The 22,937-nt window shown below is 69.0% G+C and carries 25 protein-coding genes and 1 pseudogene; 4 read left to right on the top strand and 22 right to left on the bottom strand.

The genetic code is table 11. The annotated features are described in order from the left end of the window. Window positions 1–42 precede the first annotated feature (42 nt). A complete protein-coding gene (locus O7595_RS32780) occupies window positions 43–1,215 on the top strand; it encodes a DNA alkylation repair protein (protein ID WP_269732215.1) in 1,173 nt (390 codons plus the stop codon). A gap of 107 nt (window positions 1,216–1,322) precedes the next feature. On the opposite strand, the gene O7595_RS32775 is transcribed toward O7595_RS32780, so the two are convergent. From O7595_RS32775 to O7595_RS32765, 3 genes are all read right to left on the bottom strand, one after another. Continuing rightward, window positions 1,323–2,006, bottom strand: a complete 684-nt coding sequence (locus O7595_RS32775) for a hypothetical protein (protein WP_269732214.1) — start codon at window positions 2,004–2,006, stop codon at window positions 1,323–1,325. Further along, entirely contained in the window at window positions 2,003–2,449 is a 447-nt protein-coding gene (locus O7595_RS32770; RefSeq protein WP_269732213.1) for a MerR family transcriptional regulator, read from the bottom strand. The genes O7595_RS32775 and O7595_RS32770 overlap by 4 nt, the downstream gene beginning before the upstream one ends. Window positions 2,450–2,622: 173 nt before the next feature. Beyond that, a complete protein-coding gene (locus tag O7595_RS32765; RefSeq protein WP_269732212.1) occupies window positions 2,623–3,120 on the bottom strand; it encodes a GNAT family N-acetyltransferase in 498 nt (165 codons plus the stop codon). A 319-nt stretch (window positions 3,121–3,439) separates the two neighbouring features. Between O7595_RS32765 and O7595_RS32760 the strand changes: the two are divergent. Beyond that, window positions 3,440–3,653: pseudogene (locus tag O7595_RS32760) on the top strand (IS5/IS1182 family transposase); the annotation flags it as partial. A gap of 87 nt (window positions 3,654–3,740) precedes the next feature. Further along, window positions 3,741–4,058 carry a hypothetical protein gene (locus O7595_RS32755; protein ID WP_269732211.1) on the top strand — a complete coding sequence of 106 codons (318 nt, stop codon included), beginning with the start codon at window positions 3,741–3,743 and terminating at the stop codon, window positions 4,056–4,058. Between the two features lie 154 nt (window positions 4,059–4,212). Here O7595_RS32755 and O7595_RS32750 read toward each other — a convergent pair whose 3' ends face one another. The 5 genes from O7595_RS32750 to O7595_RS32730 all read right to left on the bottom strand — a co-directional run bounded on the left by O7595_RS32750 (window position 4,213) and on the right by O7595_RS32730 (window position 7,113). Further along, window positions 4,213–4,929, bottom strand: coding sequence for a hypothetical protein (locus O7595_RS32750; protein ID WP_269732210.1), 717 nt, complete (start codon window positions 4,927–4,929; stop codon window positions 4,213–4,215). A 401-nt stretch (window positions 4,930–5,330) separates the two neighbouring features. Beyond that, window positions 5,331–5,801 carry a hypothetical protein gene (locus O7595_RS32745; RefSeq protein WP_269732209.1) on the bottom strand — a complete coding sequence of 157 codons (471 nt, stop codon included), beginning with the start codon at window positions 5,799–5,801 and terminating at the stop codon, window positions 5,331–5,333. Window positions 5,802–5,967: 166 nt separating this feature from the next. Next, a complete protein-coding gene (locus O7595_RS32740; RefSeq protein ID WP_269732208.1) occupies window positions 5,968–6,150 on the bottom strand; it encodes a hypothetical protein in 183 nt (60 codons plus the stop codon). A 123-nt stretch (window positions 6,151–6,273) separates the two neighbouring features. Beyond that, window positions 6,274–6,696 (bottom strand): hypothetical protein, encoded by a 423-nt coding sequence (locus O7595_RS32735; protein ID WP_269732207.1) that lies wholly within the window; start codon window positions 6,694–6,696, stop codon window positions 6,274–6,276. A 204-nt stretch (window positions 6,697–6,900) separates the two neighbouring features. Continuing rightward, window positions 6,901–7,113 (bottom strand): hypothetical protein, encoded by a 213-nt coding sequence (locus O7595_RS32730; protein ID WP_269732206.1) that lies wholly within the window; start codon window positions 7,111–7,113, stop codon window positions 6,901–6,903. Between the two features lie 132 nt (window positions 7,114–7,245). Here O7595_RS32730 and O7595_RS32725 point away from each other — a divergent pair, with 132 nt between their 5' ends. Next, window positions 7,246–7,812: a hypothetical protein gene (locus O7595_RS32725; protein WP_269732205.1), complete on the top strand. Its 567-nt coding sequence runs from the start codon at window positions 7,246–7,248 to the stop codon at window positions 7,810–7,812. A 59-nt stretch (window positions 7,813–7,871) separates the two neighbouring features. Here O7595_RS32725 and O7595_RS32720 read toward each other — a convergent pair whose 3' ends face one another. The 14 genes from O7595_RS32720 to O7595_RS32655 form a co-directional block, all read right to left on the bottom strand. Continuing rightward, complete coding sequence (locus O7595_RS32720; RefSeq protein ID WP_269732204.1) at window positions 7,872–8,879, bottom strand: ISL3 family transposase; 1,008 nt, start codon at window positions 8,877–8,879, stop codon at window positions 7,872–7,874. 212 nt (window positions 8,880–9,091) lie between these two features. Then, window positions 9,092–10,207, bottom strand: a complete 1,116-nt coding sequence (locus O7595_RS32715; protein ID WP_269732203.1) for a DUF6421 family protein — start codon at window positions 10,205–10,207, stop codon at window positions 9,092–9,094. A 2-nt stretch (window positions 10,208–10,209) separates the two neighbouring features. Further along, a complete protein-coding gene (locus O7595_RS32710; protein WP_269732202.1) occupies window positions 10,210–10,644 on the bottom strand; it encodes a rhodanese-like domain-containing protein in 435 nt (144 codons plus the stop codon). After that, window positions 10,634–11,581 (bottom strand): NAD(+) diphosphatase, encoded by a 948-nt coding sequence (gene nudC, locus O7595_RS32705; protein ID WP_269732201.1) that lies wholly within the window; start codon window positions 11,579–11,581, stop codon window positions 10,634–10,636. The genes O7595_RS32710 and nudC overlap by 11 nt, the downstream gene beginning before the upstream one ends. Then, the gene (locus O7595_RS32700) at window positions 11,509–11,949 is read right to left on the bottom strand and encodes a hypothetical protein (RefSeq protein WP_269732200.1); all 441 of its coding nucleotides are present in this window, start codon (window positions 11,947–11,949) and stop codon (window positions 11,509–11,511) included. Before O7595_RS32700 ends, nudC begins: the two co-directional genes overlap by 73 nt. Beyond that, window positions 11,946–13,220, bottom strand: coding sequence for an ATP-grasp domain-containing protein (locus O7595_RS32695; protein ID WP_269732199.1), 1,275 nt, complete (start codon window positions 13,218–13,220; stop codon window positions 11,946–11,948). Before O7595_RS32695 ends, O7595_RS32700 begins: the two co-directional genes overlap by 4 nt. After that, a complete protein-coding gene (locus O7595_RS32690; protein ID WP_269732198.1) occupies window positions 13,217–14,521 on the bottom strand; it encodes an MFS transporter in 1,305 nt (434 codons plus the stop codon). Before O7595_RS32690 ends, O7595_RS32695 begins: the two co-directional genes overlap by 4 nt. Window positions 14,522–14,563: 42 nt before the next feature. After that, window positions 14,564–15,799, bottom strand: coding sequence for an ATP-grasp domain-containing protein (locus tag O7595_RS32685; protein ID WP_269732197.1), 1,236 nt, complete (start codon window positions 15,797–15,799; stop codon window positions 14,564–14,566). Between the two features lie 20 nt (window positions 15,800–15,819). Beyond that, the gene (locus tag O7595_RS32680) at window positions 15,820–17,181 is read right to left on the bottom strand and encodes an aspartate aminotransferase family protein (protein ID WP_269732196.1); all 1,362 of its coding nucleotides are present in this window, start codon (window positions 17,179–17,181) and stop codon (window positions 15,820–15,822) included. A 5-nt stretch (window positions 17,182–17,186) separates the two neighbouring features. Continuing rightward, window positions 17,187–18,503: an ATP-grasp domain-containing protein gene (locus O7595_RS32675; protein WP_269732195.1), complete on the bottom strand. Its 1,317-nt coding sequence runs from the start codon at window positions 18,501–18,503 to the stop codon at window positions 17,187–17,189. Window positions 18,504–18,512: 9 nt separating this feature from the next. Continuing rightward, window positions 18,513–19,901 carry a phosphoribosylamine--glycine ligase gene (gene purD, locus O7595_RS32670; protein WP_269732194.1) on the bottom strand — a complete coding sequence of 463 codons (1,389 nt, stop codon included), beginning with the start codon at window positions 19,899–19,901 and terminating at the stop codon, window positions 18,513–18,515. Next, window positions 19,898–21,037, bottom strand: coding sequence for a fatty acid desaturase (locus O7595_RS32665; protein WP_269732193.1), 1,140 nt, complete (start codon window positions 21,035–21,037; stop codon window positions 19,898–19,900). The genes purD and O7595_RS32665 overlap by 4 nt, the downstream gene beginning before the upstream one ends. Window positions 21,038–21,062: 25 nt before the next feature. After that, window positions 21,063–21,854 (bottom strand): HalD/BesD family halogenase, encoded by a 792-nt coding sequence (locus O7595_RS32660; RefSeq protein WP_269732192.1) that lies wholly within the window; start codon window positions 21,852–21,854, stop codon window positions 21,063–21,065. A gap of 48 nt (window positions 21,855–21,902) precedes the next feature. Further along, complete coding sequence (locus tag O7595_RS32655; RefSeq protein WP_269732191.1) at window positions 21,903–22,721, bottom strand: methyltransferase; 819 nt, start codon at window positions 22,719–22,721, stop codon at window positions 21,903–21,905. Window positions 22,722–22,937 lie beyond the last annotated feature (216 nt).

The raw sequence follows: 22,937 nt of genomic DNA, 5'->3' as shown, positions 1-22,937 counted from the left end.
GGGCGCGCGACCGCCGCCGGGAGCCCTACGAAGAGGATTGCCGTGCCCACGGCCGACGAACTGATCAACGCACACACCACCGACAGGCTCGCCTCCGTCATGGCGGCGGCGGGCGCTGCGCCTGCGACCGCGATCCACGACTGCGGACCGCTCCTGGAGGGCCTGACCTTCAGCGAGCGGGTCGACGCGGTGAAGGAGGCCGTTCTCGCCGATCTGCCCGACGCCTACCCGGCCTTCGCGGAGGTCGTCCGCACGGCTCTGCGCGACTCCGCCTTCACCGGTTGGATGACCTTTCCCGTGAACGCCGCGGTCGGCGAACGCGCCCTGACACGCGGTGTGTTCGAGCCCGCGCTGGACCTGCTCGCCGAGCTCACCCCGCTGCTGACCGCGGAGATGGCCGTACGCCCCTTCCTCCGCCACGACCTCTCCCGGGCGCTGCCGGCGGTCCTGGCGTGGACTCGCCACCCCGACGAGCACGTGCGCCGGCTGGCGAGCGAAGGCACCCGGCCCCGGCTGCCGTGGGCGGCGCGGCTGACCCGCCTCGTCGCCGACCCGACCCCGACCCTGCCTGTCCTGGACGCGTTGTACCGCGACACAAGCGAGTACGTCAGACGCTCGGTGGCCAACCATCTCAACGACATCAGCCGGGACCACCCGAGCACGGCCGTCGCCACCGCCGCGCGCTGGCTCACCGATCCGGCGCCCACCACGACGGCCCTGGTCCGCCATGGCCTGCGGACGCTCGTCAAGAACGGCCACGCCGATGCCCTGGCACTCCTCGGCCACGATCCCGACGTCGCCGTTCAGGTCGTCGGCCCCGAGATCCGCACACCCGAGGTGCACATCGGAGAGCATCTCGTCTTCGGCTACGAGGTCACCAACACGAGCCCCCGCACCCTTCCCCTCGTCATCGACTACGTCGTCCACCACCGCAAGGCGAACGGCACTCTCACCCCGAAGGTCTTCAAGCTGACCACCCGCAGCCTCGCCGCCGGCGAGCGTTGGTCGGCCGTACGGCGGCATTCCTTCCGAGAGCTCAGCACTCGCCGCTACCACCTGGGCGTTCACCGCGTGGAACTCCAGATCAACGGGCAGCCTCACGGGTCCGCCGAATTCACCCTCGGCGCCCGACCAGACGCGGCCCCTGCCGGGCCGTCCGGCTCTCCTGACCGCCATCACGAGAGGGCGGCCTGTCCCAGACCGGCCACCCGATAGTCCATGGCCACCGGACCTTGCGCCGATGGCTCACCGTCCCGCTTCCGGACGCCGAGAGGAGAACGAGCCGGGCCGCCCGGTATGGACGGCCCGGCGTCTCCGTACGGTTACGCCGCCTCGGCCACGGCGGCAGGAGCCACGGCTGACGCCCTTAGCCGCCGGGCGAAGACAGCCGCCAGCAACCCCGTGAGCAGCAGGATCGGCAACGCCTCCAGCGCGGCCTGCTCGGGACGGGCCACACCGGCCACGGTGACCAGCACGAAGGCGCCCGCCGCCACGATCGCCGCGCGCAGCAACCGGGTGCGCCAGGGAAGCGCCAGGGCGAGGAAGGCGATGCCGGTGGCCGCCGCGGCCGTCTTGAGCTGAGCGATCACATACAGGGTCGTCATCGGCGCCGCGGCGACCGGCTCCATCACGGACGCCTGGGCCGCGTGGACGGCGAGCACGGCGTTCTCCACCATGTCCAGGGCGCCGGCCGCGATCATCGCGGCGAGGCTGAACGTACCGAGCAGGCGGGTGACGGTCAGAGCCCTGGCCGCGGCGAACGTGGTCAGGTAGGCGACGACGAAGAGCGTGTCGAAGGCCATCCACAACAACACGGCGTCCGGACTGCCGTTGAGGGGCCGCAGGAAGGCGTCGGGAGACAGTGGCGCGTCAGTGGGCTGAAGGTGCACATCCGAGTGAACGGCGGAAAGGATCTGGAAGGCGACCGCACACGCGAAGGTCACCAGCGCCCCGATCAGACCAGCGCGGTGGAGCGCACGGGCCGGGGGCGTCAGGGGTGTGCTCATCGGGCGTTCTCCGTTCCGGAGACGGGAAGAACGACATCGGCGATGAGATCGCCGCCGTCCCGATGGGACTCCATCCGCTCGACGACGTGCACAAGCCGAGCGCGCAGCCCGGTGAGTTCCTCCATCTGCCGCTCTACGGCCGCGATACGACCGCGCAACAACTCGACGGCGTGGGTCACCGGGCAGTCCGGGACCTGCTCGCAGGCATCCGCGAGCTCCTTGATCTCGTCCAGTCTCAGGCCCAGGCGCTGGCCGACCCGGATGAAGTCGAGCCTGTCGAGCGCCTCGGGCGGGTATCGGCGGTGGTCGCCAACGGTCCTCTCCGCAGCCGGGAGAAGTCCCTCCCGCTCGTAGAAGCGGATGGCATCCACCGAGACACCACCGGCGCGCGCCAGTGCCCCGATGCTGAACCGGGATACCCCCGGCAGGATGGCTGTGGTCATGCACTCGACGCTAGATCCTGGACACGGCTCCAGGTTCAACCTCTCCCCTCGTGACCTCCACCACACCGCATCAGGAACCGTTCCCCTGAGCGACTCCCCGATGACGCGGCCGCCTTGCGCTCCGAACGTTGGACGCGAAGATGCGAAGCCGGTTGTCACGTCCGACCTGCGAGTCAGCGGGGCAGGGAAGCGGCGGCGGCCTCGGCAGCCACGGCCACGACGATCTCCTCATCCTCGAAATCGCCGGTCGGAGCGAAGCCGAGAGCCTGGTACAGGCGCGCGGCGGAGGCGTTGTCGGGGTGGTAGGAGAGACGGATCTCTCGGCAGGAGGGCTGCGCGGCGAGGCGCCGCATGAGGGCACGCATCGTGGCCCGTCCCACGCCCCGGCCCTGCTCGGCGGCATCGACGATCATGCCGCCGATCCAGTGGGTACCGTCCTCGTCGTCGTAGGCCCACATGACATGGCCGACGACGTCGTCCCCGGCCCGCACGGCCAGGGAGTTCCACACCCCACCCCGCATGGACAACAGCAGGTAGCGCGCGCCGAGAGCGGCGACGAAGCGGCGCTGGTCGTCGGCGGGGGCCACATCGGCGACGTCGCGCCAGTTCGTGTCCGTGATCTCCTCCAGCACCACGGGGCGGTCCTGGCGGTCGGATATCTCGTCGGTCATCGGTCCCGTTCTCGTCATACGGTCGGTGCGGGGGGTCTGCGCGAAGGCGCGGCTGTGGCGACGGGTACGCCCGCGAGCGCGGCTCGCGCTCGTTCGCCCGTGCCGTATGCCCGCGCCTCCGCGACGATCACCCGTTGGTGCCCGGCGATGCTAGCCCATTCGACGAGCTCGTCGAGGGCCGGTTTCGCGAACACGAACTCGCCGACATCAGCCTGAGAGGGCGGGATGTGACGTGATGTCGTATCTGTCGTCGCTGGAAGGTGTGGCACCGCGGTATCGGCGCTGAACAGAGGGTCCGGCCGTGCTGGAGTGTGCCCTTGAGGTGCCGGGGCGCAAGCGGGGACTTGCCGTTGACGTGCTGGGCCGGGTCATCGCGGTGGTGGTGCTGGCCGCCTCCGTCCACGACAAACGCCTTCGGCACCGCACTGCTGGACAGGGTGATTGCCGGCACCGAGCCGGGCGCCGTGAAGAAAGCCCTGGTGGACCAGGGGTTCAAGAGCATTGTCCAGGACCACGGGGCGAAGGTGGGCATAAGCGACCGCATGTCGAGGATGCTGACGGGGACCTCCGCCTCCACCTGGCGCGGCGCATGACCGGCGGGGAGCTGACCTTGGGGGGCGGTGCTGGCGCGGCTGGAGGGGCGGGAGCGGGAGATCGCCGCGCAGGCCGAGGCGGCCCGGGAGAAGATCGCGGAGCTGACCGCACTGCTGGACGGGTTCGACAAGGCTGCCGAGGAGATCCGGATCACCCGCAAGACGCTGCTGGAGTTGCCCGATCCGCAGCCGCCCGCGCCGCCGACCACGAAACTGCCGGACCATCCGGCCTACCAGCAGATCATGGCGGTGTTCGCCGCAGCCGACGCCCGTTGCGGGCGCGGGCGGTGTGCGAGGCGATGGACGTGGAGATCGCGCCCAACAACGTCAACAACGTCCGCCTGAAGCTCAAGCGGCTGGCCGAGCGCGGGATCCCGGCCGAGACCGAGCAGGGGTTGTGCACCCGGCCGCAGCCATAGCCGCCCAGCGAGCCCGCGAACAGGCCGCCCACCCCAACCGAAAGGGCAAACAGGCATCAACTCACATATGCCCTGAGGTGCTACGTTCCGCACAGCCTGGCGGACTTGCGCGGATCGTCTGCCAGGATGCGCGTCACGAACTGCCGAGCCTGGTCCTCGGCGGCCTCGTCCCCGGTGACGGCGAATCCCAGACTGTAGTAAGTACATCGGGAATCGATGGGGCGGAAGAGCACGCTGACCGAGGGCGACTCCCTGTCCGCCGGGAACTCCCTGCGATAGGGCCGAACCATTGCCAGCCGGTAGCCCCACCGCTCGAACCACTCACCGTCGCCCAGGGCCCGTGCCACCAGACGGGCAGCAGTGTGCACCGGGTCCTCCCAGCTGACGTCGTCCGCAGCGGCAGTCAGTGCGGCGTCGTACTGGGCAGCGTCGAAGCGGAGCTCGGGCGGGTAAGGCACCCGGATGTCGTTGGTGTTCTTCCATCCCGTCCACAGCACGAAGGGCCCGTCACGCCGCACGGTGACGAAGACGCCACCGCAGCAGCCCGTGTCACAGTCGTTGTTGGACAACTCGACCTGTCGGGCCTCCGGCGTCGCCGCGAGCGGACAGTCCTCCACTGCGCCGATCCAGCCGTAGTAGGAACAGCTGGAGACCCCGTCGGGATGGATCGCCGCGAGCAGATCGCGGCCATCGATCACCGGGCGGATCTCCGCCCACTGTTCCAGTGCCAACGGCTCCGGCAGGACGTGCCGCAGGGAGAGTGTGCTGATGTGCGGCTTCGTGCGCTGAAGGGCCATGCTTCATGATTGCTTGCACTGCCCTCGCTCGGCGAACGCGTATGTGGTCGCTGCCCCCAACGGCTCGGCTTTGCCCGCAGCTACGGGCCCGCCGAGCCACACCTTCAGGCGAAGACATAACAGACATCAGCTTACGTATCGCCCGCTGAGCGTCCCCGGCATCGGGTCACGACCGGCGCGGAGTTCCTCGCGCCGTCGGTGGCGACATCGACGAAGGGTAGCGATCGTCGCCAGCGGCACGGTGCTCCGGTGCTCCCCGCGTCGGTGGGCCGCCGCCGGCCGCTCCGCGGTCTCCGGTACGGCGGGAGCGTTGTCGAACGGGTCGAGCACCGCCATCACGTGCAGGCAGACCGCCGGCGGCGCACCGAGGTGGCCGGCAACTCGCCTTCCAGGCGAGGAGCCTAGCGGTCCGAGCCCCAGCGCCAGAGGAGCTCCCCGCCTTCGGGCAGCGCGGCCCAGCGGGCGGCGGCGGCGCTCAGACGGGGCCCCGTCCTGGCCAGCGCCTCCGCGTCGATCGGAGCCCGGCCGACACCACGGCCCTCCGTGGCCAGCCCGCGCCACACCCGGTAGGCCCAGTTCACGGAGAGTTCGGCGGCCATCACGGCGGCGCCGCCCCTCCGCAGCACCTTCATCCCGGAGCGGCGGTGCCGCCTCGGCGTGACGAGCTCGAACCCCTGGAAAGTGGCGCCGCGCGCCATCGCGCCCCAGAAGCCGTCGTCGATGCCGAGGGCGGTCTCCACGACGGCGTGGACGAGGTCGTGCGGCATGGTCGGGCCGACGGACTGGGCGGGCAGCCTGACGTCCGGCCCCTTGCGGGCGCGGACCAGGATCTCGTGCTGGTTGTCCGGCAGCTTCCGGAAGGACATCTCCATCGAGGGACGACGATAGGCGCAGGCCCGGCCGCCGCCCACTGTTTTTCCCGGGCGTCAGTAACCCCCGGGCCACGGCGGCGGTCGGAGACGTCCCGGCGCCCCGAATGGCGAGGGGCGCCGGACCCCGGCGGGCGTGCCCGGAAGGCTGTGGGCGATCAGGCTCCTGTCACCTGTCCGGGTTAAGTCCGTGCAGGTCGGCCTCGGCCACGCCGGCGATGAACTTGAGGCGGTCCGACTCCTCTTGGAGTCGCCTCGCCTCTGCCTCCTGTTCTTCTTGGAGTCGCCTCGCCTCTTCCTCCTGTTGCCGAATCTCCGCCGCCCTCGCGGCCTCGTCGTGATTCCTGCCCATGGGACGCCCCCTTCAGCACTTCAATCACCAGCGATCGCTGCCTGCAAGATTGCCTTCGTGGCGACTCCACAGGAAAGGGCGTACAGGGGGCGCGTTGCTCAGCAGGCCCGGGCAGCACCATGATCAGATCTCATAGCGCTCTGACCGGGAAGGTTCGACGAGTTCGGACCCCTCGGGATCCGGCCCACCGCCTTCCCGAGGTTCGACTGGGCCGGCTGTCCGGGCGCCTGAATCCTTGCGTGCCGAGAGCAGGAACAGGGCCGCAGCGGCGGCGGTGCAGCCGAGCCCGACGATCATGCAGACCATGACCGTCTCGAACGAGGCATCGGCGATCCGGGGGATGCCGTTGACGAGCATGAAAGCGTAGATGCACAGAATGCCGTAGGCGCGAAGCCGCAACCCGGCCTGTCGCTTCCGCAGCCACGGCGGTGTCCACCCCGCCAGTATCGCCACCGGCACCGGCAGCATGAGCGCCGTGGACACCGCCAGCAGTATCCAGTGGTACAGCGGATTGCCGTTCACCCCGCCCCCTTCGTAGGCGATCACCAGCCTACGGAGGGTCGGCGAGGCCCGTCCATGCCGAACACCGCGAGCTTCCGGCGAACCTACCCGGTCAAAGCAATGGATGAGTTCCGCGTCCCCCGGTCGTAGCCGCCCTCCCTGTAGTAGGGGATCGCGAAGTTGAACCCCTACTGCAACTCCGGCCTGGGGCGTTACGCCGGCCTGTCACACGCTCCGCCACCGAATGCGTCACGTCCCGCTGTGCAGCCCGCCGCCGGAGTCCGGCGGTACGGTGATCTCCAGAGTGAGATTCCAGCTCGCGCCGTTGTCCTCGCCACCCGAGGTCTTCGCGAACGCAGTGCGCGGCTCGTCCAGGCTGACCCGGTCGTCCCATGTGGGCTGACCCGGCACGGTGGTGCGATTGCCGGCGGTGGCGGTCGCCGGACCGGACCAGTCATGCACCAGGTGTCAACGATCACGTAACTCGGCTCTGTCGGGGATCTTGTGGTGCCGCAGGACCCGGAATATTCGATCAGCCGCCCCTGAACGGCCGGGCAGGTCCTTCCCTGCAGTGGCGACCTTTACCTTGGTGCCATGGGAGAGTCGAACGCGAGGCGGCGGGTCGAGTTGACGCACGAGGACGTCCACGCCGGTGAGCACGGCGCCCGCGCGCGGTGCCTGCCCGAGCCGTGGATGTGCGATGTCTTCCATCTCGACGGCAGCCTGAGGGACATTCGGGTCCTCGACACGACCCGCGGCGAGTGGATCGCGGTCCTCGAACGCCTGCGTGTTGTAGCCGACGAGACCGAGGTGGAGCACCCCTACCCCCGGCTCGATCCCGTGCGTCCGCCCTTCGCCGACCTCTTCCGCGTCTGGGCAGACGACCCGGAGGGCCGGGGGACGAGTTTCTCCTTCCGGGCCCGCTTCGGCGCCGTGTGGTTCTTCGCCCTGCCCTGCGACGAAGAAGAGATCGAGTTCTCCGTCTGGCCCGAGGACGTCCTCGACGGGGCTGGGGTGGCCTCCGTGCTGCGGTTCCTGGTCGAGGTGGCGACGGCCAGCCAACGACGGGCCCTGCTGAACGGCGAGACCGTCCGGTATGACCCGGGGATGCCGACGCTGATCTCCCACGACCCTGTCACCGGCCTCACTTCCCACATCTGAAGGGTGTTGTGGACGTGCGCGCAATAGGGCTCTGTCGGGGATCTTGCGCTGTCGCACGGTCATGGGCCGAGGAGTACGCGTTGGCGTAGGAGATCGAGGTTGGCTCGTCCATAGGCCATGCGTTTGAGGAGTTTGGCGCGGGTGACGTGGCCCTCGACCTGGCCGGAGCTCCATGATGTGGAGAGTCCGGCAGTGGCGGCGTCGAAATCTCGTCGTAGGCCGTTGACCAGGGAATGGGAGGGCTGGTAGGGCTTGTGCTCGTCCAGCACGGATAGCCGTCCGGTGGCTTTGACCAGGAGTTCTTCGAGGTTGCCAGCGCGGGCGAAGCGGCGGACGGTGGAGTGGTCGAGCCGCAGTGTCCGGCCGATCGCCGCCAGGGACTGCCCCTTGGCCAGCAGTGCCTGGACCGCGGCGAATCTCTCCGCCGTGCGGGCGACCAGGCCCCGGGGCCGGCCCATGACGTCGAGCAAGCCGTCAGGTGGGACGAACGGCACGGCCACCGCCTCAGACGGCTCCGGCACGACCGGGTCCCTCACGGTTTCCTCCGCTGTGACCAGAGTCTCTGCGAGAGCGGCCCGGATGCACCCGTGGTGGGATCCGACCGTCCTCTCCACCGCCTCGGCGATGTTCCGCCACAGGTGCCAGGCGTCGGCGACCTGCAACGCCTGCGGGGCACCGGTTCTCGCTCCCTCCTCGTAGGAGCCGGCCCGGTCCCGGCAGATCACCTCCACTTCCGGGTGCCGGCGCAGCCAGGCGGCCAAGGGCTCGGAGTCCGGGCCGGGCAGAACATCGACCGGGCGGCGGGCTTCCAGATCAACCAGGATCGTCGCGTAGGAGTCGCCCTTGCGTAGAGCGAAATCGTCCACTCCCAGAGATCTGACCGTACCGACCGGCGGCTGCGGAACCGAGCGGAGCAAGTCCAGTAGCGCGTCCTTGGCCATGCGGATCCCGAGGGCAGCTGCCAAGCGGGCGCCGGGGCGGCCCGAAGGCTCGCGCACACCCTGGTGTACGGTCCCAACGTCATCATCTCGGCCGGCCTTCGCGACACCGATCACCGTCCCCGTCATGGCTCGTCGACCAGAGCACGGACCAGGCGGGCATGTGGGAGACCGGCGGTGCCCGTTCCCGGGCACTCCCCCGCCGCCGCCATCAGCGCACCCCGAGGGACCGGACCCACGACGTCACCCCGCACGTACTGACACCGACTCCGGCCCGGTTCCCGCACGTGTGCAGTCGCCGGCCCGGGCTTCGGTCCCGCTGGGCACCGGGGGTCCGCCGGTCAGACGCCGAGGCGCTGCTTCACCTCGGCGAAGAACGCGATGTGGCGGTAGTCGCCTGCCGCTTCGTCGTAGTCGGTGTAGCGGTTCGTGAACTCCAGCAGTCCGGCACGGACGTCGGACACGTCCTCCGTGCGGATGCGCCGCTCGATGGCCTGGATCTCGCCGAGGAAGCCGGCCAGCACCCGGGGCAGCTCCGGCCGGAGGTGGATGCGGTCGCCGTTCAGTTCGATACCGTCGTTCTGGGAGAGGTAGTTGAACAGGACCTGCGAGGCGACCGCGTCGTAGTTGGGCCGGGGGATCCCTTCGACGGCGTAGCGCAGAAGCCGTTCGGCGAGGATGTACTCGTACGCGGCACGCGCCTGGTCGCCGGGGAGATCGTGGTCGTTCAGGCACACCAGCATGGCGGAGACGTCGACGCGGAGTTCCTCGAGTCCGGCCAGCGGCTTGAGCTTCTTGGCGTCCAGGTAGTCCGGGATCGGCATGTCGCCCTGCCTGTGGTGGAACTCGTGCAGCCGCACCCACCAGGACGACGCGGCCTGCACACGGTCGTCGTCGGCGCCCTGGATGAGCGGGAAGCTGCCGGGCGCCATGACCTCGTCGATCATCTTGCGGGTGACGCGGTTGTGGCGGGCGACGAACTTGTTGATGAAATAGAAGATGAGGTCGTCGGGGTCCTGTCGGCCGTCGATGTGGTTCTCCGGGAAGAGCGCAACGACCACCCTGGAGTTGAACCCGTCCGAGCATGCGGTGATGTTCACCGGCATGGTGTTGCTGCCGTACCGCTGGGCCAGGTGCGGATCGGTCGGCAGCGTCTCATAGGTGAGGTAGTCCAGCGAGAGCCGGGGGAAGTACGAGGCGTTGAACAGCGAGAACAGATGGTTGTCGCGTTCGGTGTTGATGTGCGCCTTGGTGCGCGTCAGGCGCGGCTGCGGCCCCTGTTGCCGTATGTCGTCCATGAACGCCCGCACGACGGGCTGACGGCGCAGGTGCTCCGAGGACTCCAGCCGCCGCAGCAGGTCCGCCAGGAACTCCGGGCTGCGGACATCGGCGTCCTTGGCGAGCTGCGTTCGTATCTCGTTGACCTCGTCGATGACGAGCTTGATCTCGTGTGACACCGCTAACGCCTCTTCGTCGTCGTGGGATAGTTCTGCCGCTTCCAGTACTCGAGGCCGCCGATCATCTCCTTGACCCGGAAGCCCGCCGCCGCGAGGTGGGCGGCGGCTCTGGTGCCCGCGTTGCAGGCGGGACCCCATCCGTAGGTGACGTAGACCGGCGCGGGATCGAGCATGCGGAGGACTTCGCCGGTCATCCGCTCGTGGGGCATGCTCAGCGCACCGGGCAGGCACTCCTCGTCGTAGACGTCCGTCGTGCGGGCGTCCACCAGCACGAATCCGCCCGCCCGGGACGCCAGATCGTGGTACACGTCGAAGGGGTCCGTCTCGCAGGCCAGCCGCGCCTGCCGGAAGTAGGCGAGCGCCGCCGGCGGCGGTGCGGGGGGTGTTGCCAGGACGCGGGAGAACTCGCCTTTGCCCGGAGGTGGTTCACCGTCCATCCAATGCTCTCCGTGCCGCTGCTCGTGTTGTCTGTGCTGTGTGGTCATCCGCTCTTTCCGCGATCCAGCTCTCGATGAGGAACTTGTCGATGGAGTCGGGCCGGCAGCCGTTTCCGGCGTCGATGTGGTCACGCAGCTCGGCCGTGGTGAACCAGCGCGCCTCGACCAGTTCCGCTCCGTCGACGTCGGTTTCGTCGCCGACGGCCTCGGCTCGGAAGGCCACCATGAGCCCGGCGGGAAACGGCCACGCCTGGGAGCCCTGGTACACGACGTCCTTGACGACCACACCGGCCTCCTCGAGGACCTCGCGCCGGACGGCGTCCTCCAGGCTCTCGCCGACCTCGACGAAGCCGGCCAGGGTGCTGAAGTTGTCCGGTCCGGCACCGGCGTGTCGGCCCAGCAGGCAGCGCCGGGGTTCCTGTGCGCACTCCACCAGGACGATCACGGCCGGCTCGATCCGGGGGAACAGCATTTTCCCGCAGCCGCGGCAGACCCGCAGATGGCCGCCGTCGCGGCTGGCGGCGACCCCGCCGCACGCACCGCAGAACCGTTGGTTGCGGTGCCAGTGCAGGATGCCCCGGGCATACGCCAGCAGGCCGGCCTCCGCGAGGGTGAGGGTGGACACCATGGCACGTACGTCCCGAACGCCCTCGGCGGCGCCCAGGGCGGACGCCTCGTCCTCCGCCAACTCCGACAGATCGGCCGCGAATACGGCCTGGTCGCCGTCCAGTCCCAGGAACACGGGTTCAGGAGCGGCCTCGAGCAGGGCCCGCGCCATCCTTCCGGTGCGTTCGACCGGTGAACCGTCCTGGACCAGGCACTGGTCGCGCCAGAGGGGGACGACGCGGGTCCCGGGCCGGGCGGTCAGCCCGGCGATCCAGGCGGCGTCGGCCCGCCGGGCGCCGGCCCGGTCGAGTTCAAGCCCTGAGTAGTGCACGGGGAAACTCCTGTCCTTCGCTGCAGCGGCTGAGATGGGGCCCACTCCTGGCCGCGTGCCACGGCGGGGGCGGCGCTGAGGGCCGCGCCGAGCGAGGCGAATCCCTCGGCCAGGTCGGCCGGGCAGTCGTCCAGGAGGCCTGCGACAGCGTCCCACACCACCCGGGCCGCCCTGACCAGCAGACGGTCCTGCGGCGGCGTCATGTAGTGCTGGAAGCCGAGCATTTCGAGTGGGGCCGCGACCTGCACCAGTACATGATCCGGCATCTCGATCAGCCAGCCGTCGAATCGTCTCGATTCGATGATGTGTCTTACTGCGGAACGGACCGACTCGACGTCGACGTCGTCACCCTGTCTGCGGAGTATCACTTTCCAGGGCCCCCGCGACGCTGGTCCTCGTAGCGGATCGGCTGGTACGTGGCGAGCCGTTCGAAGTCGCGGTAGAGCGTCTCGTAGTCGTGGTTGCGCACCAGGAAGGTGCCGCCGTTGTCGATGAGTGAGGCGCCCTGCTTGATCTCCTCCCCCACCGTCACCTTCCACTTGATCTCGACTTCGCTCTCCACCTCGGGCTCCACCAGTTCAGAGACGATGCCGGGCCGCTTGGGCATCACGGCGTCGAAGCAGTACATCTGCTCCTGGTCCCAGGGGTGGCTCTTGAGGCCCGCCTCGATCTCGAAGGCGAGGTTGAGCAGGGCGACCTGGTAGTTCTGCTGCATGGCGGCAAGACCCGCGAGGCCTTTGAAGCGGGCCCCGACCTCCAGGAAGACCAGCTCGTCCTCCGCGGTGTGGAACAGCTCCAGGTGACTGGCGCCGTCCAGCTTGCCGAGGGCTTCGAGTACCGTCTCCGCGAAAGCGATCATCCGGGGGACGCGGGGGTCCGTGTCGATCAGGTTGATGTCGGCGTTCACCCGGCCGCGCTGCACCTCGGTCGAGTTGACCAAGTACTCGGTCACCCCTCCGAACACGGTGCGCCCGTCCTTGACGACCAGGTTGACGCTGTACATGGTGCCGTCGATGTGCTCCTCGTACTCGTAGCTGCGGCCCAGGTCGTGCGGCAGGGCGAAGAACTCGTCGGCGGAGAAGATCTTGTAGACGCCGTCTGCCGAGGCCGCGTCGACCGGCTTGAGGACGAAGGGCATGCCCACGTCCGCGGTGATGCGGTCCAGGCAGGCCGCCGGGTCGTCCCGGAAGCCCTGCTCGTCGAACCGTCCGAAGCGGGGCACGCGGAGTCCGGTGCCGGCCAGCCTCTCCTTCATCAGGCACTTGTCCCGATAGGGCAGCAACTGCTCGTAGGTGGGCCCGGGAAGGCCCAGCTCCTCACGCAGTTCGGCGGTCAGCAGCAGGTTGCGCTCGTCGAAGCAGTGCAGCGTGAGTTCGCCGGTGCCGCTCTGCCCGGCCAGTTCGTGCACGATCGCCCGGGTCGCGGCGGGGTCCACGATCGACGACTCGGTGTACGAGGGGTCGTCGAGGCCGCACGGCACCACGTGGATGCGGTGGAAGTAGGAGCCCTCGGTATCCGAGACGTTGACGCTGTCCTGCTCGGAGAAGATCCCCACGAACCGGACCTGGTCCGGTTCCACCAGCAGATCGTGGCGGAACACGCCGAACCCACGCGTCGATATCACTACGACCGTCTTCACGCGCTTACTCCCATGCTCGTCTTGGTGGGTGCCCTACGTTCCAGGGCCAGCAGCAGCGGAACCGCCACCAGGCTCAGCCCGAGCAGGAAGAGCATCGGCAGGACGTCACCGCGGGCCAGCAGGAAGGTGAGCAGACCTGGCGCGGCGATCTCGCCGACGGTCCAGGACAACTGGTAGGTGGCCAGATAGCGGCCACGGATGTGACTGGGGGCCATCGTGACGCTCAGGTTCTCCATGGCGGGGAAGGCGACGACCTCGCCGAGCGTGAAGACGACCATCGCGAGGAACAGCCCGACGTAGGTCACGACGTCGGGCGTCGCGTACATCACCGTGAACATGCCGAAGGACGCCGCGTTGAGGACCGACCCCAGCATGACGACCCGGCTCATCCTCGCTCGAGACGTCCGCTTGGCCACCAGTGTCTGGGTGAGGGACACCTGTACCGCGTTGACCACGATCAGGGCTCCCGCCGTCCAGGCCGGCAGTCCGAGCACGTCGACGATGTAGATGGCCAGCAGGATTTTGATCAGCATCTGTCCGAAGACCAGCGTGGCGTTGATGCCGATCAGCAGGGCGTAGGAGGCGTCCTTCAGCACCGCCGCGTAACCCGCCCCCGACTGCTGCCCGGCGTTCCGCGTGGGCGGTTCCGGGTCGGTGTCCGGGCTCCCGGTGTCCTCCGGCACCGCCGCCGCGTGCTCCGGCGGCCTCCATGCCAGTAGCAGAACCGAGGCCAGGACGTAGCTGGCGGCGTTGCCGATGACGATGGCGTGCAGCGCGGCGCCCTCGCCCAGAGCGAACGCGAACGCGGCGAGTGCGCCGCCGACGCCCATCGCCGTGTTGCGCAGAGCCGTCATGAAGCCGAACCAGGCGATGCGCCGGTCCTCCGGCGAGGCCAGCACGACCAGCCCGCTGCTCGACGTCCAGTACGTCGTGTGGCCGATCTGGACGAGCAGGACGACCACGACGATCTGCCAGACCGAGTCGGTCACGAGGAAGCCGAGGTACCCGACGACCGACACGAGGTTGCCCCAGGCGGCTGTCCGGCGTGCGGTGAACCGGTCGATCAGCGGCCCCACGATCACCGATGTGGGCAGGGCCAGGAGCCGCGCGAGGGTCATCGCGGCACCGACCGCGGTGACGGACACCTCGGTGGTTCTGGTGAAGTAGACCAGTGTGAACGCCATGATCAGCCCGGTGCCGAGGCTGTCGATGAGGCTCGCGGAGACGAACCTGCCGTTCCCCTTCAGTCGTGGTACGCCGAATCTCTGCCATATCGACTCGGGGGCGATGGTGGTTGCCACGTGTCCCGGCTCTCTCTCGTGTCGCTCGCGGGGCGGGAAGGGTCAGGACGATGCGGGACGGGTGACGACCCGTACGCGGTCGATCAGGGCGTCGATGCGTTCGACCGCGGCGGCCGTGGTCTCGGCCGTCACCAGGACCTGGACGTGGCGCCCGTAGTTGTCGGTCATCGCCGTGATCTCCTCGCCGGGACGGACATGGACATCGACGCCGAACACCCCTGCCTCGGAGCGGAGTTCTTCGACTCCTTCGACCCCCTCGACGATCCCGGGCCTTCCGTTCACCCACTTGGTGGCGGCCCCCAGCGTCGGGACGGGGCGCTCGGTGAGCGCGGGCAGCCGCCGGAACGGCCATCCGGATGCGTACTTCTCCATGTCGAACCCGTGGGTGACCGCCATGAAGTCGAGCAACCGGTCACCTGCGACCCGGTCGTGGCCCTCGATGATCCGGGGGCCCTTGGCGGAGAGCTTGACCTCGGTGTGCCCGACGCCGTCCTTGAGGCCCATGGCCGTCAGGAAGCCGGTCACGTGCCGAACGATCGTGTTCTCCTTCTCGTCCTCGAGGATCGCCGGCAGGGCGTGCCCCATCTCGACGCAGCCGTCGTGGAACTTGTCGGTGATGGAGACGACGATGTGGTGGCCGTCGAACGAGAAGCTCTCCACGCTGTACTCGACGCCGTCGATGTACTCCTCGGCGATGAAGCGGTCCACCGGGTAGAAGGTGGCCATGGGCAGGTCGCCGCGGCCTCGCAGTCCGGTCAGCTCCGCCCAGGCCCCTTCGGTCTCCTCCGGGCCGCGGACCACGGCGATGCCGCGGCTGGCGGTGCCGTCCATCGGCTTGACGACCACGGGGAAGCCGTGTTGCTCGCCGAACCTGCGGATCTCCTCCGCCGACTTGACCTCGGCACAGCCCACCGACTCGAACCCGGTGCGGTGCAACCACTCGCGCATCCGCAGCTTGTCGTGGAAGCGCCTGGCCACTTCGTACGAGGTGCCGCCGAGCCCCAGCATGTCGTTGATGCGCCCGGCCAGTTCGGTCGCCTGCTCCACGAGGGTCATCACCGCGGTGAAGCCGTACGCCTCGTGTGCGGCGCGGACGATCGGCCGGGTGACGTTCCAGTCCAGGTAGTCGACCAGGAGCAGCACGTCCACCGCTTCCGCCTGACCGGGCAGCAGCCGCTCCTTGTGCTGGAGGAAGACGACTCGCAGGCCGAGTTCCTTGGCCTTCTGGATGGCCTCCAGCCGTCCGCCGATGATCAGGATGGTGTCGGGCTTTTCCACTTCGGAAGTTCCTTCGCTCGTCATGATGTCACCGCGGCCGGCCTGGTCGGGGCGACGGGCGTCGCTTGCCGGTCACCGCCCTGCGCCTCGTCGTAGAGGGCCTCGACCAGGATTTCGAGGCCCTGCATCAGGCTGCCGTCCTCTGCGGTCAGCGGGGGGAGGAGCTTGATGACCTCGCCGTCGCGGCCGCAGGTCTCCACGATCAGGCCGCGCTCGAAGCAGCGACGGGACACCTTCGTCCCGGAGATGCCGGCGGCGCTCAGGTCGATGCCCCGGATGAGGCCTCGTCCCCGTACCCGTGCGGCGAATCTGGCCGCCACCTCCCGCTGCAGGACGTCCTCCACGAGCCCTGCCTTGCGCCGCACTTCGGCGCCGAAGGCCGGATCGGCACCGTCCGACCAGTAGGTGCGCACGGTCTCCGCGGCCGTGACGAACGCCAGCTGGTTGCCGCGGAACGTCCCGTTGTGCTGACCGGGTTTCCACACGTCGTATTCGGGACTGATCAGCAGCAGGGCCATCGGGAGGCCGAAACCGCTGATCGACTTCGACAGGGCGATCAGGTCCGGTCGGACTCCCGCCTGCTCGAAGGAGAAGAACGATCCGGTGCGTCCGCAGCCCACCTGGATGTCGTCGACGATCAGCAGCACCTTGTGGGTGTCGCACCAGCGGCGCAGGCCGGCCAGGAAGTGATCGGGGGCGACGTAGACGCCGCCCTCGCACTGGACGGTCTCCAGCAGCACCGCGGCCGGTTTCTCGACACCGGAACTCGTGTCGCCCACGAGCCGGTCGAGCAGGTCCAGGCTGTCGAAGGGCCCCATCGGGGAGTCGGGATACGGTACGTGCGTGGTCCGGGGCAGAATCGGGTGCAGGCCCTGCTTGTAGAAGACGGACCCGCCCGCGGCCAGCGCGCCTGTGCTCACCCCGTGGAATCCGCCGCCGAAGGCCACGACGTTGCTGCGTCCGGTCGCCAGGCGGGCTATCTTCAGCGCCGCCTCCACCGCGTTGGTTCCGGACGGGCTGCAGAACTGCACCTTGTGGTCCAGGCCACGGGGCAGGAGCACATGCTCCTCGAAGAGCTCCAGGAACCTCTGCTTGGCGGTGGTCGCCAGGTCGAGGCCGTGTGTCAGCCCGTCGCGTTCGATGTAGTCGATCAGCGCCCGCTTGGCGAAATCCGGGTTGTGCCCGTAGTTCAGCGTTCCCGCACCGGCGAGGAAGTCGATGTAGCGGGTGCCGTCGGCGCTCACCAGGAACTCGCGGTGCGCGGTCGCGAAGGTCGTGGGGAACGCGCGCGAGTACGAGCGCACCGCCGACTCCCGGTCCGCGAACACCTCGGCCTGGCCTCGACCCTTGATCACGTTTCCCTCCGTCTCCGATACGGTCATGGCCGTCACCTTCCTCGCTCCGGCACGGGCAGGTCCTGGCCGATGTACTGCGAGAAGGCGACCGTGTTGGCCGGGCCGTCGCCCAGCCGGACCCCGTTGACCACGACCTCCCGCCGGGCCTCCAGGCCGGCTCGGTGGGCCTGCGAGGCGGTGTCGGCGGTCACGATGAACATGCCGACCGCGTCGAGCTGGTCGGAGCGGCCGCTGAGCCGGTCCCCCGGGTTCTTGGTGGCCCGGGCGACGAGGGTGCCCGGGGGGAACTCGATCGAGCGGAACTCGGTGGCGTCCGGCGGCGGCAGGACGACCATCTCCACGGCGTAGCGCGGCGGGCGCCGGGTGAAGCCCAGATCCGGCCTGATGCCGCAGCCGACGTCGACGAGCACTTCGGCGTAGTCGACCCCGTACGCCTCGCCGATGGAGACCGGGGACGCGAAGCCGCCGGGCCGCGGATTGAAGTCGACGAGTTCGGCGGTGCCGTCGTCGGCGACCATGAACTCCAGGTGCGTGCCGCCGTGGTGGAACCCCAGACATTCGTGGATCGCCCGGGACCTGGCGACGACGGCGTCCAGGTGCGGATGGTGGTACGGCGTCTGCATGCCCTGCTCGACCACCGGATCACCGGCCAGCACGTACCGGCCGGTCAGGGTCACGAAGCCGGCGTCGCCGCAGTGCACCATCGACTCGACCGACAGGAGCTCGCCCTCGGCCTTCTCCTCCACGAGGAAGCCGCCGCGGGCGTGGATGTACTCCCGCATCAGTGGGTTGACGACGTCGACCGTACGAGCCGCGGCCGCCGCCTGGTGCAGTTCGGCGATGGTGGCGACCTCGAAGCAGAGGGCGCTGCCGGTTCCGTTGGCGGGCTTCAGGACCGCCGGTCCGGAGAACTGCCAGCTCTCCCAGGCGAGCGCCTCCTCCAGGGGGACGCAGCGCAGGGCTGTGAGCCCCGCGCCGTGCAGTTCGGCGCGCACCCGTGACTTGTCGAGGATGCGCGACAGGGTGGCCGGGTCCGTCGTCGGCAGACCGGCGAGCTCCCGGAGCGCGGCCTGGTGGGGCAGGGTCGGCTCGAACATGCTGTGAGTGCCGACGACGTCGTACCGCTGGGCGAGGTCCTTGAGCACCCCGCCGACCGCCGCGTCGTCGGACCAGGAGGCGATGGGGACGGTCTCGTCGACGAGCCCGTCGGGCACCGCGAACGGCCCGGCGGAGCACAGCGGGTTGTGGTTGAGGGCGACGATGTCGAAGCCGCGCCGCTGAACGGCTTGCGCGGTGTACAGCATGGCGTTCATCAACTCGAAGAACACGAACGCTCTTCTGCGTGGCATGGGCCCATCTCACTTCCCGGCCGGGGTCGCGACGTGCGCCGCGACCCCCGCCCCGATGTCGGTACGGAAGCGCATGCCGGCGAATGCGATGCGCTCGATCTGCCCGTAGGCCCGACGGCGTGCCTGTTCCAGTGTGTGGCCGGCACCCACGACGTGGAGCACCCGGCCGCCCGTGGTGCGCGGTGTCCCGGAGCCGTCGCGGCGCACGTTCGCGCAGAACACCACGGCCTCCTCGGGGTCGACGCGGTCCATGCCGAGTACCGCCTGACCGGTGGCGAAGGGGCCGAAGGGCCAGCCGACGAGGGCGCCGGGGTCCTCGGGGTCGAGGCAGCCCTGCACCAGCGCGACGGAGCAGCGGGCGAGACCGTCGGTGTCGAGCCGGTGCCGGCCCAGCCGGCGGGCGAGAACTGCCCGGCACAGCTGGAGGAAGTCGCTCCGCACTCCGGGGAGCACCACTTCGGCCTCGGAGTCGCCGAACCTGGCGTTGATCTCGATGACGACCGGCCCGCGCGACGTCAGCATGGCGCCGATGTAGACGAAGCCGGTGAAGTCGAGGCCGTCCGCCTTCAGACCGCGCACCAGCGGGTCGACGAGCACGGAGCGCAGTTGCTCCCGGAGCGCGGAGCTGTCCTGGGGGTGCGGGGCGATGGAGCCCATGCCGTCGCAGTTCTTCCCCGCGTCGTCCTCGAGGGTGCGCTTGTAGTCCATCGCGGTCGGGAACAGCATGGCGGACTGGCCGTCGAGCAGGCCGAACACCGATATCTCGTGGCCTGTCAGCCGCTCCTCGACGACCAGCCGCAGGTCCTCACCGGTTCGCGCGGCCCGCTCGGCGAAGCGTTCGATCGCGCGGACCGCGTCGGCGGCGTCGTCGCAGACCACGGAACCGTCTCCGTCAGGGGTCAAGCCGTCGGTCTTGACGACGCACGCGTACGGCACCGCCGTCACGTACTCCTTGGCCTTCGCCGGGTCGGTGAACACCTCGAACTCCGCGACCGGAATGCCGTGGTCGCGGCAGAACTCCTTGCCGCGGGCCTTGCTGGACTCCAGTTCGGCCGCTGCGGCCGTGGGTCCGATCACGCGGTGCCCTGCGGCCCGGAGGAAGTCGACGTACCCCTGCGACAGGGCGTCGATGTTGGACACGAAGACGAACTCGACCGGGTGGTCGGCCAGGAATTCGGCTGCGGTGCGCGGGTCCGTCAAGTCGACGGAGGGAGCCGGGAGGATGCGCGGGTGGTCGATGACATCGCAGCCGGGACCGTAGTGGACGACCACGTGCGGATTGGTGCGGGTGAACATCTCGCAGATGCCGTGTCCGCGCCCGGTGCTGTCCACCACGAGGACCCTGCCGGTCGCCCCGGCGGCCGTCGTGCGGGACTCGTTGTCGGTCGTGCGGGTCACCGGCTCGCCTCCGCTCGGGCCGGGGCGAGCGGGGCGGACGGCTCTGCGGTCCAGTCGCGGACGCTGTTGCCGACGTAGACGTGGGTGAGCAGGCCGCCCCACGCCTCGAAGTAGCGGTCGGCGTTGCCGGTGGCGAGGTCCTCGTTGCGTATCCACGACGAGTTGGCCCAGTCGACCTTGGGACGTACGTGGTGCAGATCGTGCTGCACGGTGTCGCCGACGAGGATCCACATCCGGTACGGCGCGTAGAGCAGGACCATGCGCAGCCACCAGCCGGTCCAGGCGGCCCAGCGGGTGAGGGCCCCCTTGCCCGCGGTGTCCGGGGCGGGTCTGCCGCAGAACCTGCCGAAGGTGAGCTGGTCGCGCTGCGCCTTGGTAAGGCGCTCGGCGTTGTCGTACAGCCACCACCGGTGCTCGCTGAGCGTGTAGAGGAGTGTCTGGTTCTGGAAGAAGAACGTGACGGGCAGGAACCAGAAGAGCAGCCACTGCAGCCACCAGCCTGTGAGCACGAGGAACCCGACCGTGCCCACGAGGTGGGCATACGCCATGACGGCCCGGTAGAGCGGCTTCCTGGTCAGGAAGTTGGCCTTGACCCGACTGGAGAAGAACCCCCAGTGGTGGGCCGGGGAGAGGACCGCTCGCAGCAGGTAGCGGCGGAACTGCTGCCGTGTCATGCCGGGCCGGGCCCCGGTGCTCCGCAGGTAGAGCGTGTCGCCGTCCTTGAGCGAGCAGGGGAAGGCGTGGTGGGTGAGGTGCTCCTGACGGTTGCCGTCGTACGGGGGCCGCCACAGCAGCGTCGTGACGAGCTCGCTGACCACCCGGTTCCCCGCGGTGGACGCGGTGAACATGCGGTGCAGTGTCTGGTGGACGACGACCACGTCGAGCCTGCGCATCCCGCCGGCCGTGGTGGGCCACGAGAGCAGCACCAACGGCAGCAGGAGGTACCAGGGCCGGGTGAGTCCGTACACTCCGACGGCGATACCGACGGCGGTCTGGACCACCCCGGCGATCAGCGCGAGTGTGGGTCTCCAGAGGACCCTCAACCGGTCCCCGGCCAGCGGGACGCCCGTCACCCACGTCAGGAAGGGCTGGACGGGGCGCGGCAGTCGACGCATCGTCTCGCGTGGCCGTGTCATCGTGTCTCCGCCGGGCGGCGGCGGTTCAGCCCGCATGACGGGTGTCCCTGACACCGCCGAAGAGGGCGTCGTTGGTCTCGTGGGTCAGCGACTTGGTCAGGTCCTCGGTGCTGACCAGCGTCATGTTGACGATGGTGCGTCGACCTTCGCCCCGGATGGGGTGCACGCGGTGCATCGTGGTGTTCGTCTTCACCACGTAGGCGTCGCCCGGTTCGAGGGCGTAGGACCGGACCTGGCTGCTGATCAGCGCGCCGTAGACATCCGGATTCTTCTTGTCCCACGAGGTGTTGGGCACCGCCTGGACGAACCCACCCTCCGTGTAGTGAGGTGCTTCGAGAACGAGGATGATGCCGTAGGTGTAGTCGTCCCAGTGCCAGCCGTGGGTGTCACCCGACTTCCCGAGCCGGCTGATGACGTAGTGCTCGCCCTCGTAGGGGCAGGTGTGCACCTGCTCACCGACGATATCGCCGACAAGTCGCAGAATTTCCGGGGCGAAGTAGAAAGCGTCGATCAGCGGTCCCTCGTCCTTGATGACCGGCTGCCCGACGGTGGTCATGCTGCGCGGGGTGTTGTCGGTTATCTCGAATACGAGGTCGTGGCTGACGCCATGACGGTCCATGATGACACAGGCCTCGTCCTTGATGGCGCCGAAGAGTTCCGGTGGACACAGCCGGCGGAGCGGCACGATGTGCTCGGCCTCGAACTGCGTGCGTAGCGCGGTCATCCGATCCTCCGTGAACTGCTCCGCGAAATGGCGGCCCAGCAGTTCGTTCACGTCGGCTGCCGCGACAGGTCGCGCGCTCTGCTCAGTGGTCATCCGGTTCCCCTCGTTGTTTTCCGGTGTGGATCGGCTTGTGCGGCGATTTCAGGCAGCGCGTCGGAACTCCAAGGCGTGCACGTTGAACCGCTCTCCTTCGAAATCAGCTCTTCCCAGGTCCCTCAGGCGTTCGAGAAGGTCCAGCATCGTCTTCTTGTGTTCGGCGTACGCCAGCAGCGGAATGTCCATCTCGCACACCTCGAGCGTTCGCCACTCGTAGCCGCGGAGTTCCAGTTCCGCAATGGTGCGCGGTACGTCGGCCAGCGAGGAATGCGCCATGACCAGCCGCCCGCCGGGCACGAGCAGATCGTCCACACGTGCCACGACCGCGTCGTACAGCGTCCGGCCGTCGTCTCCTGCGACCAGGGCCGTCTCCAGGCCGTTGTCGGCGGCGTAGCTGGGGTCGTAGGGAAGATGCGGCGGATTGGTGACGATCAAATCGAATTTCCCGGTCGGCTCGTACGAAGCGAGATCGGCGGTGACACACGAGAGGCGTGCGGTGTCCAGGCCGTTGCGCTCGACATTGGCCGCGGTCTGGCCGGCCGAGGCCGCGTTGATGTCGAGGGCGGTCACATGTGCGGCCCCGGCAGCGAGCAGCGCGACCGTGTAGAGCCCGGATCCGCACCCGAGGTCGAGCGCGTTGACTCCGTCGAGATCTGGCCCGTCCTCGGCGTCGAGGGCCGCGACGAGGCTCAGACCGCAGTCGGTGGGAAAGAGCACTTCCGAAGGGTCGGCGACCGCGATCCGCAGCTGCTTGCCGCGGAACTCAAAGATCCCGTACGCCGGCCGGGCGGCCCAGAGCGAGCCGTTCTCTCCGACCGGCAGCACACGCCGCGTGGTGGTGGGCAACTTCGAGGCAGTGGTCATCTCAGCCATAGACCTTTCGAATGATTTGGGCAGCATGAAAGCCCGCGGACGGTGCTGTGCTCAATACGGTCCGCGTCAAGGCGTGCGAATTCGGTGTCAGGGCACGCAGCCACATCGCCGCGCGCACACCTGGCACTTGCGGCAGAAACTGGGAAGTTCGGCGCGCTCTACGAGAAGAGGCTGCCGGGCGACGTCACGCGGTTCACTTGGAGAGCC

The sequence above is a fragment of the Streptomyces sp. WMMC940 genome (assembly GCF_027460265.1).
In the GTDB taxonomy this organism is placed as follows: domain Bacteria; phylum Actinomycetota; class Actinomycetes; order Streptomycetales; family Streptomycetaceae; genus Streptomyces.
This window is presented reverse-complemented; position numbering and strand designations above follow the sequence as displayed.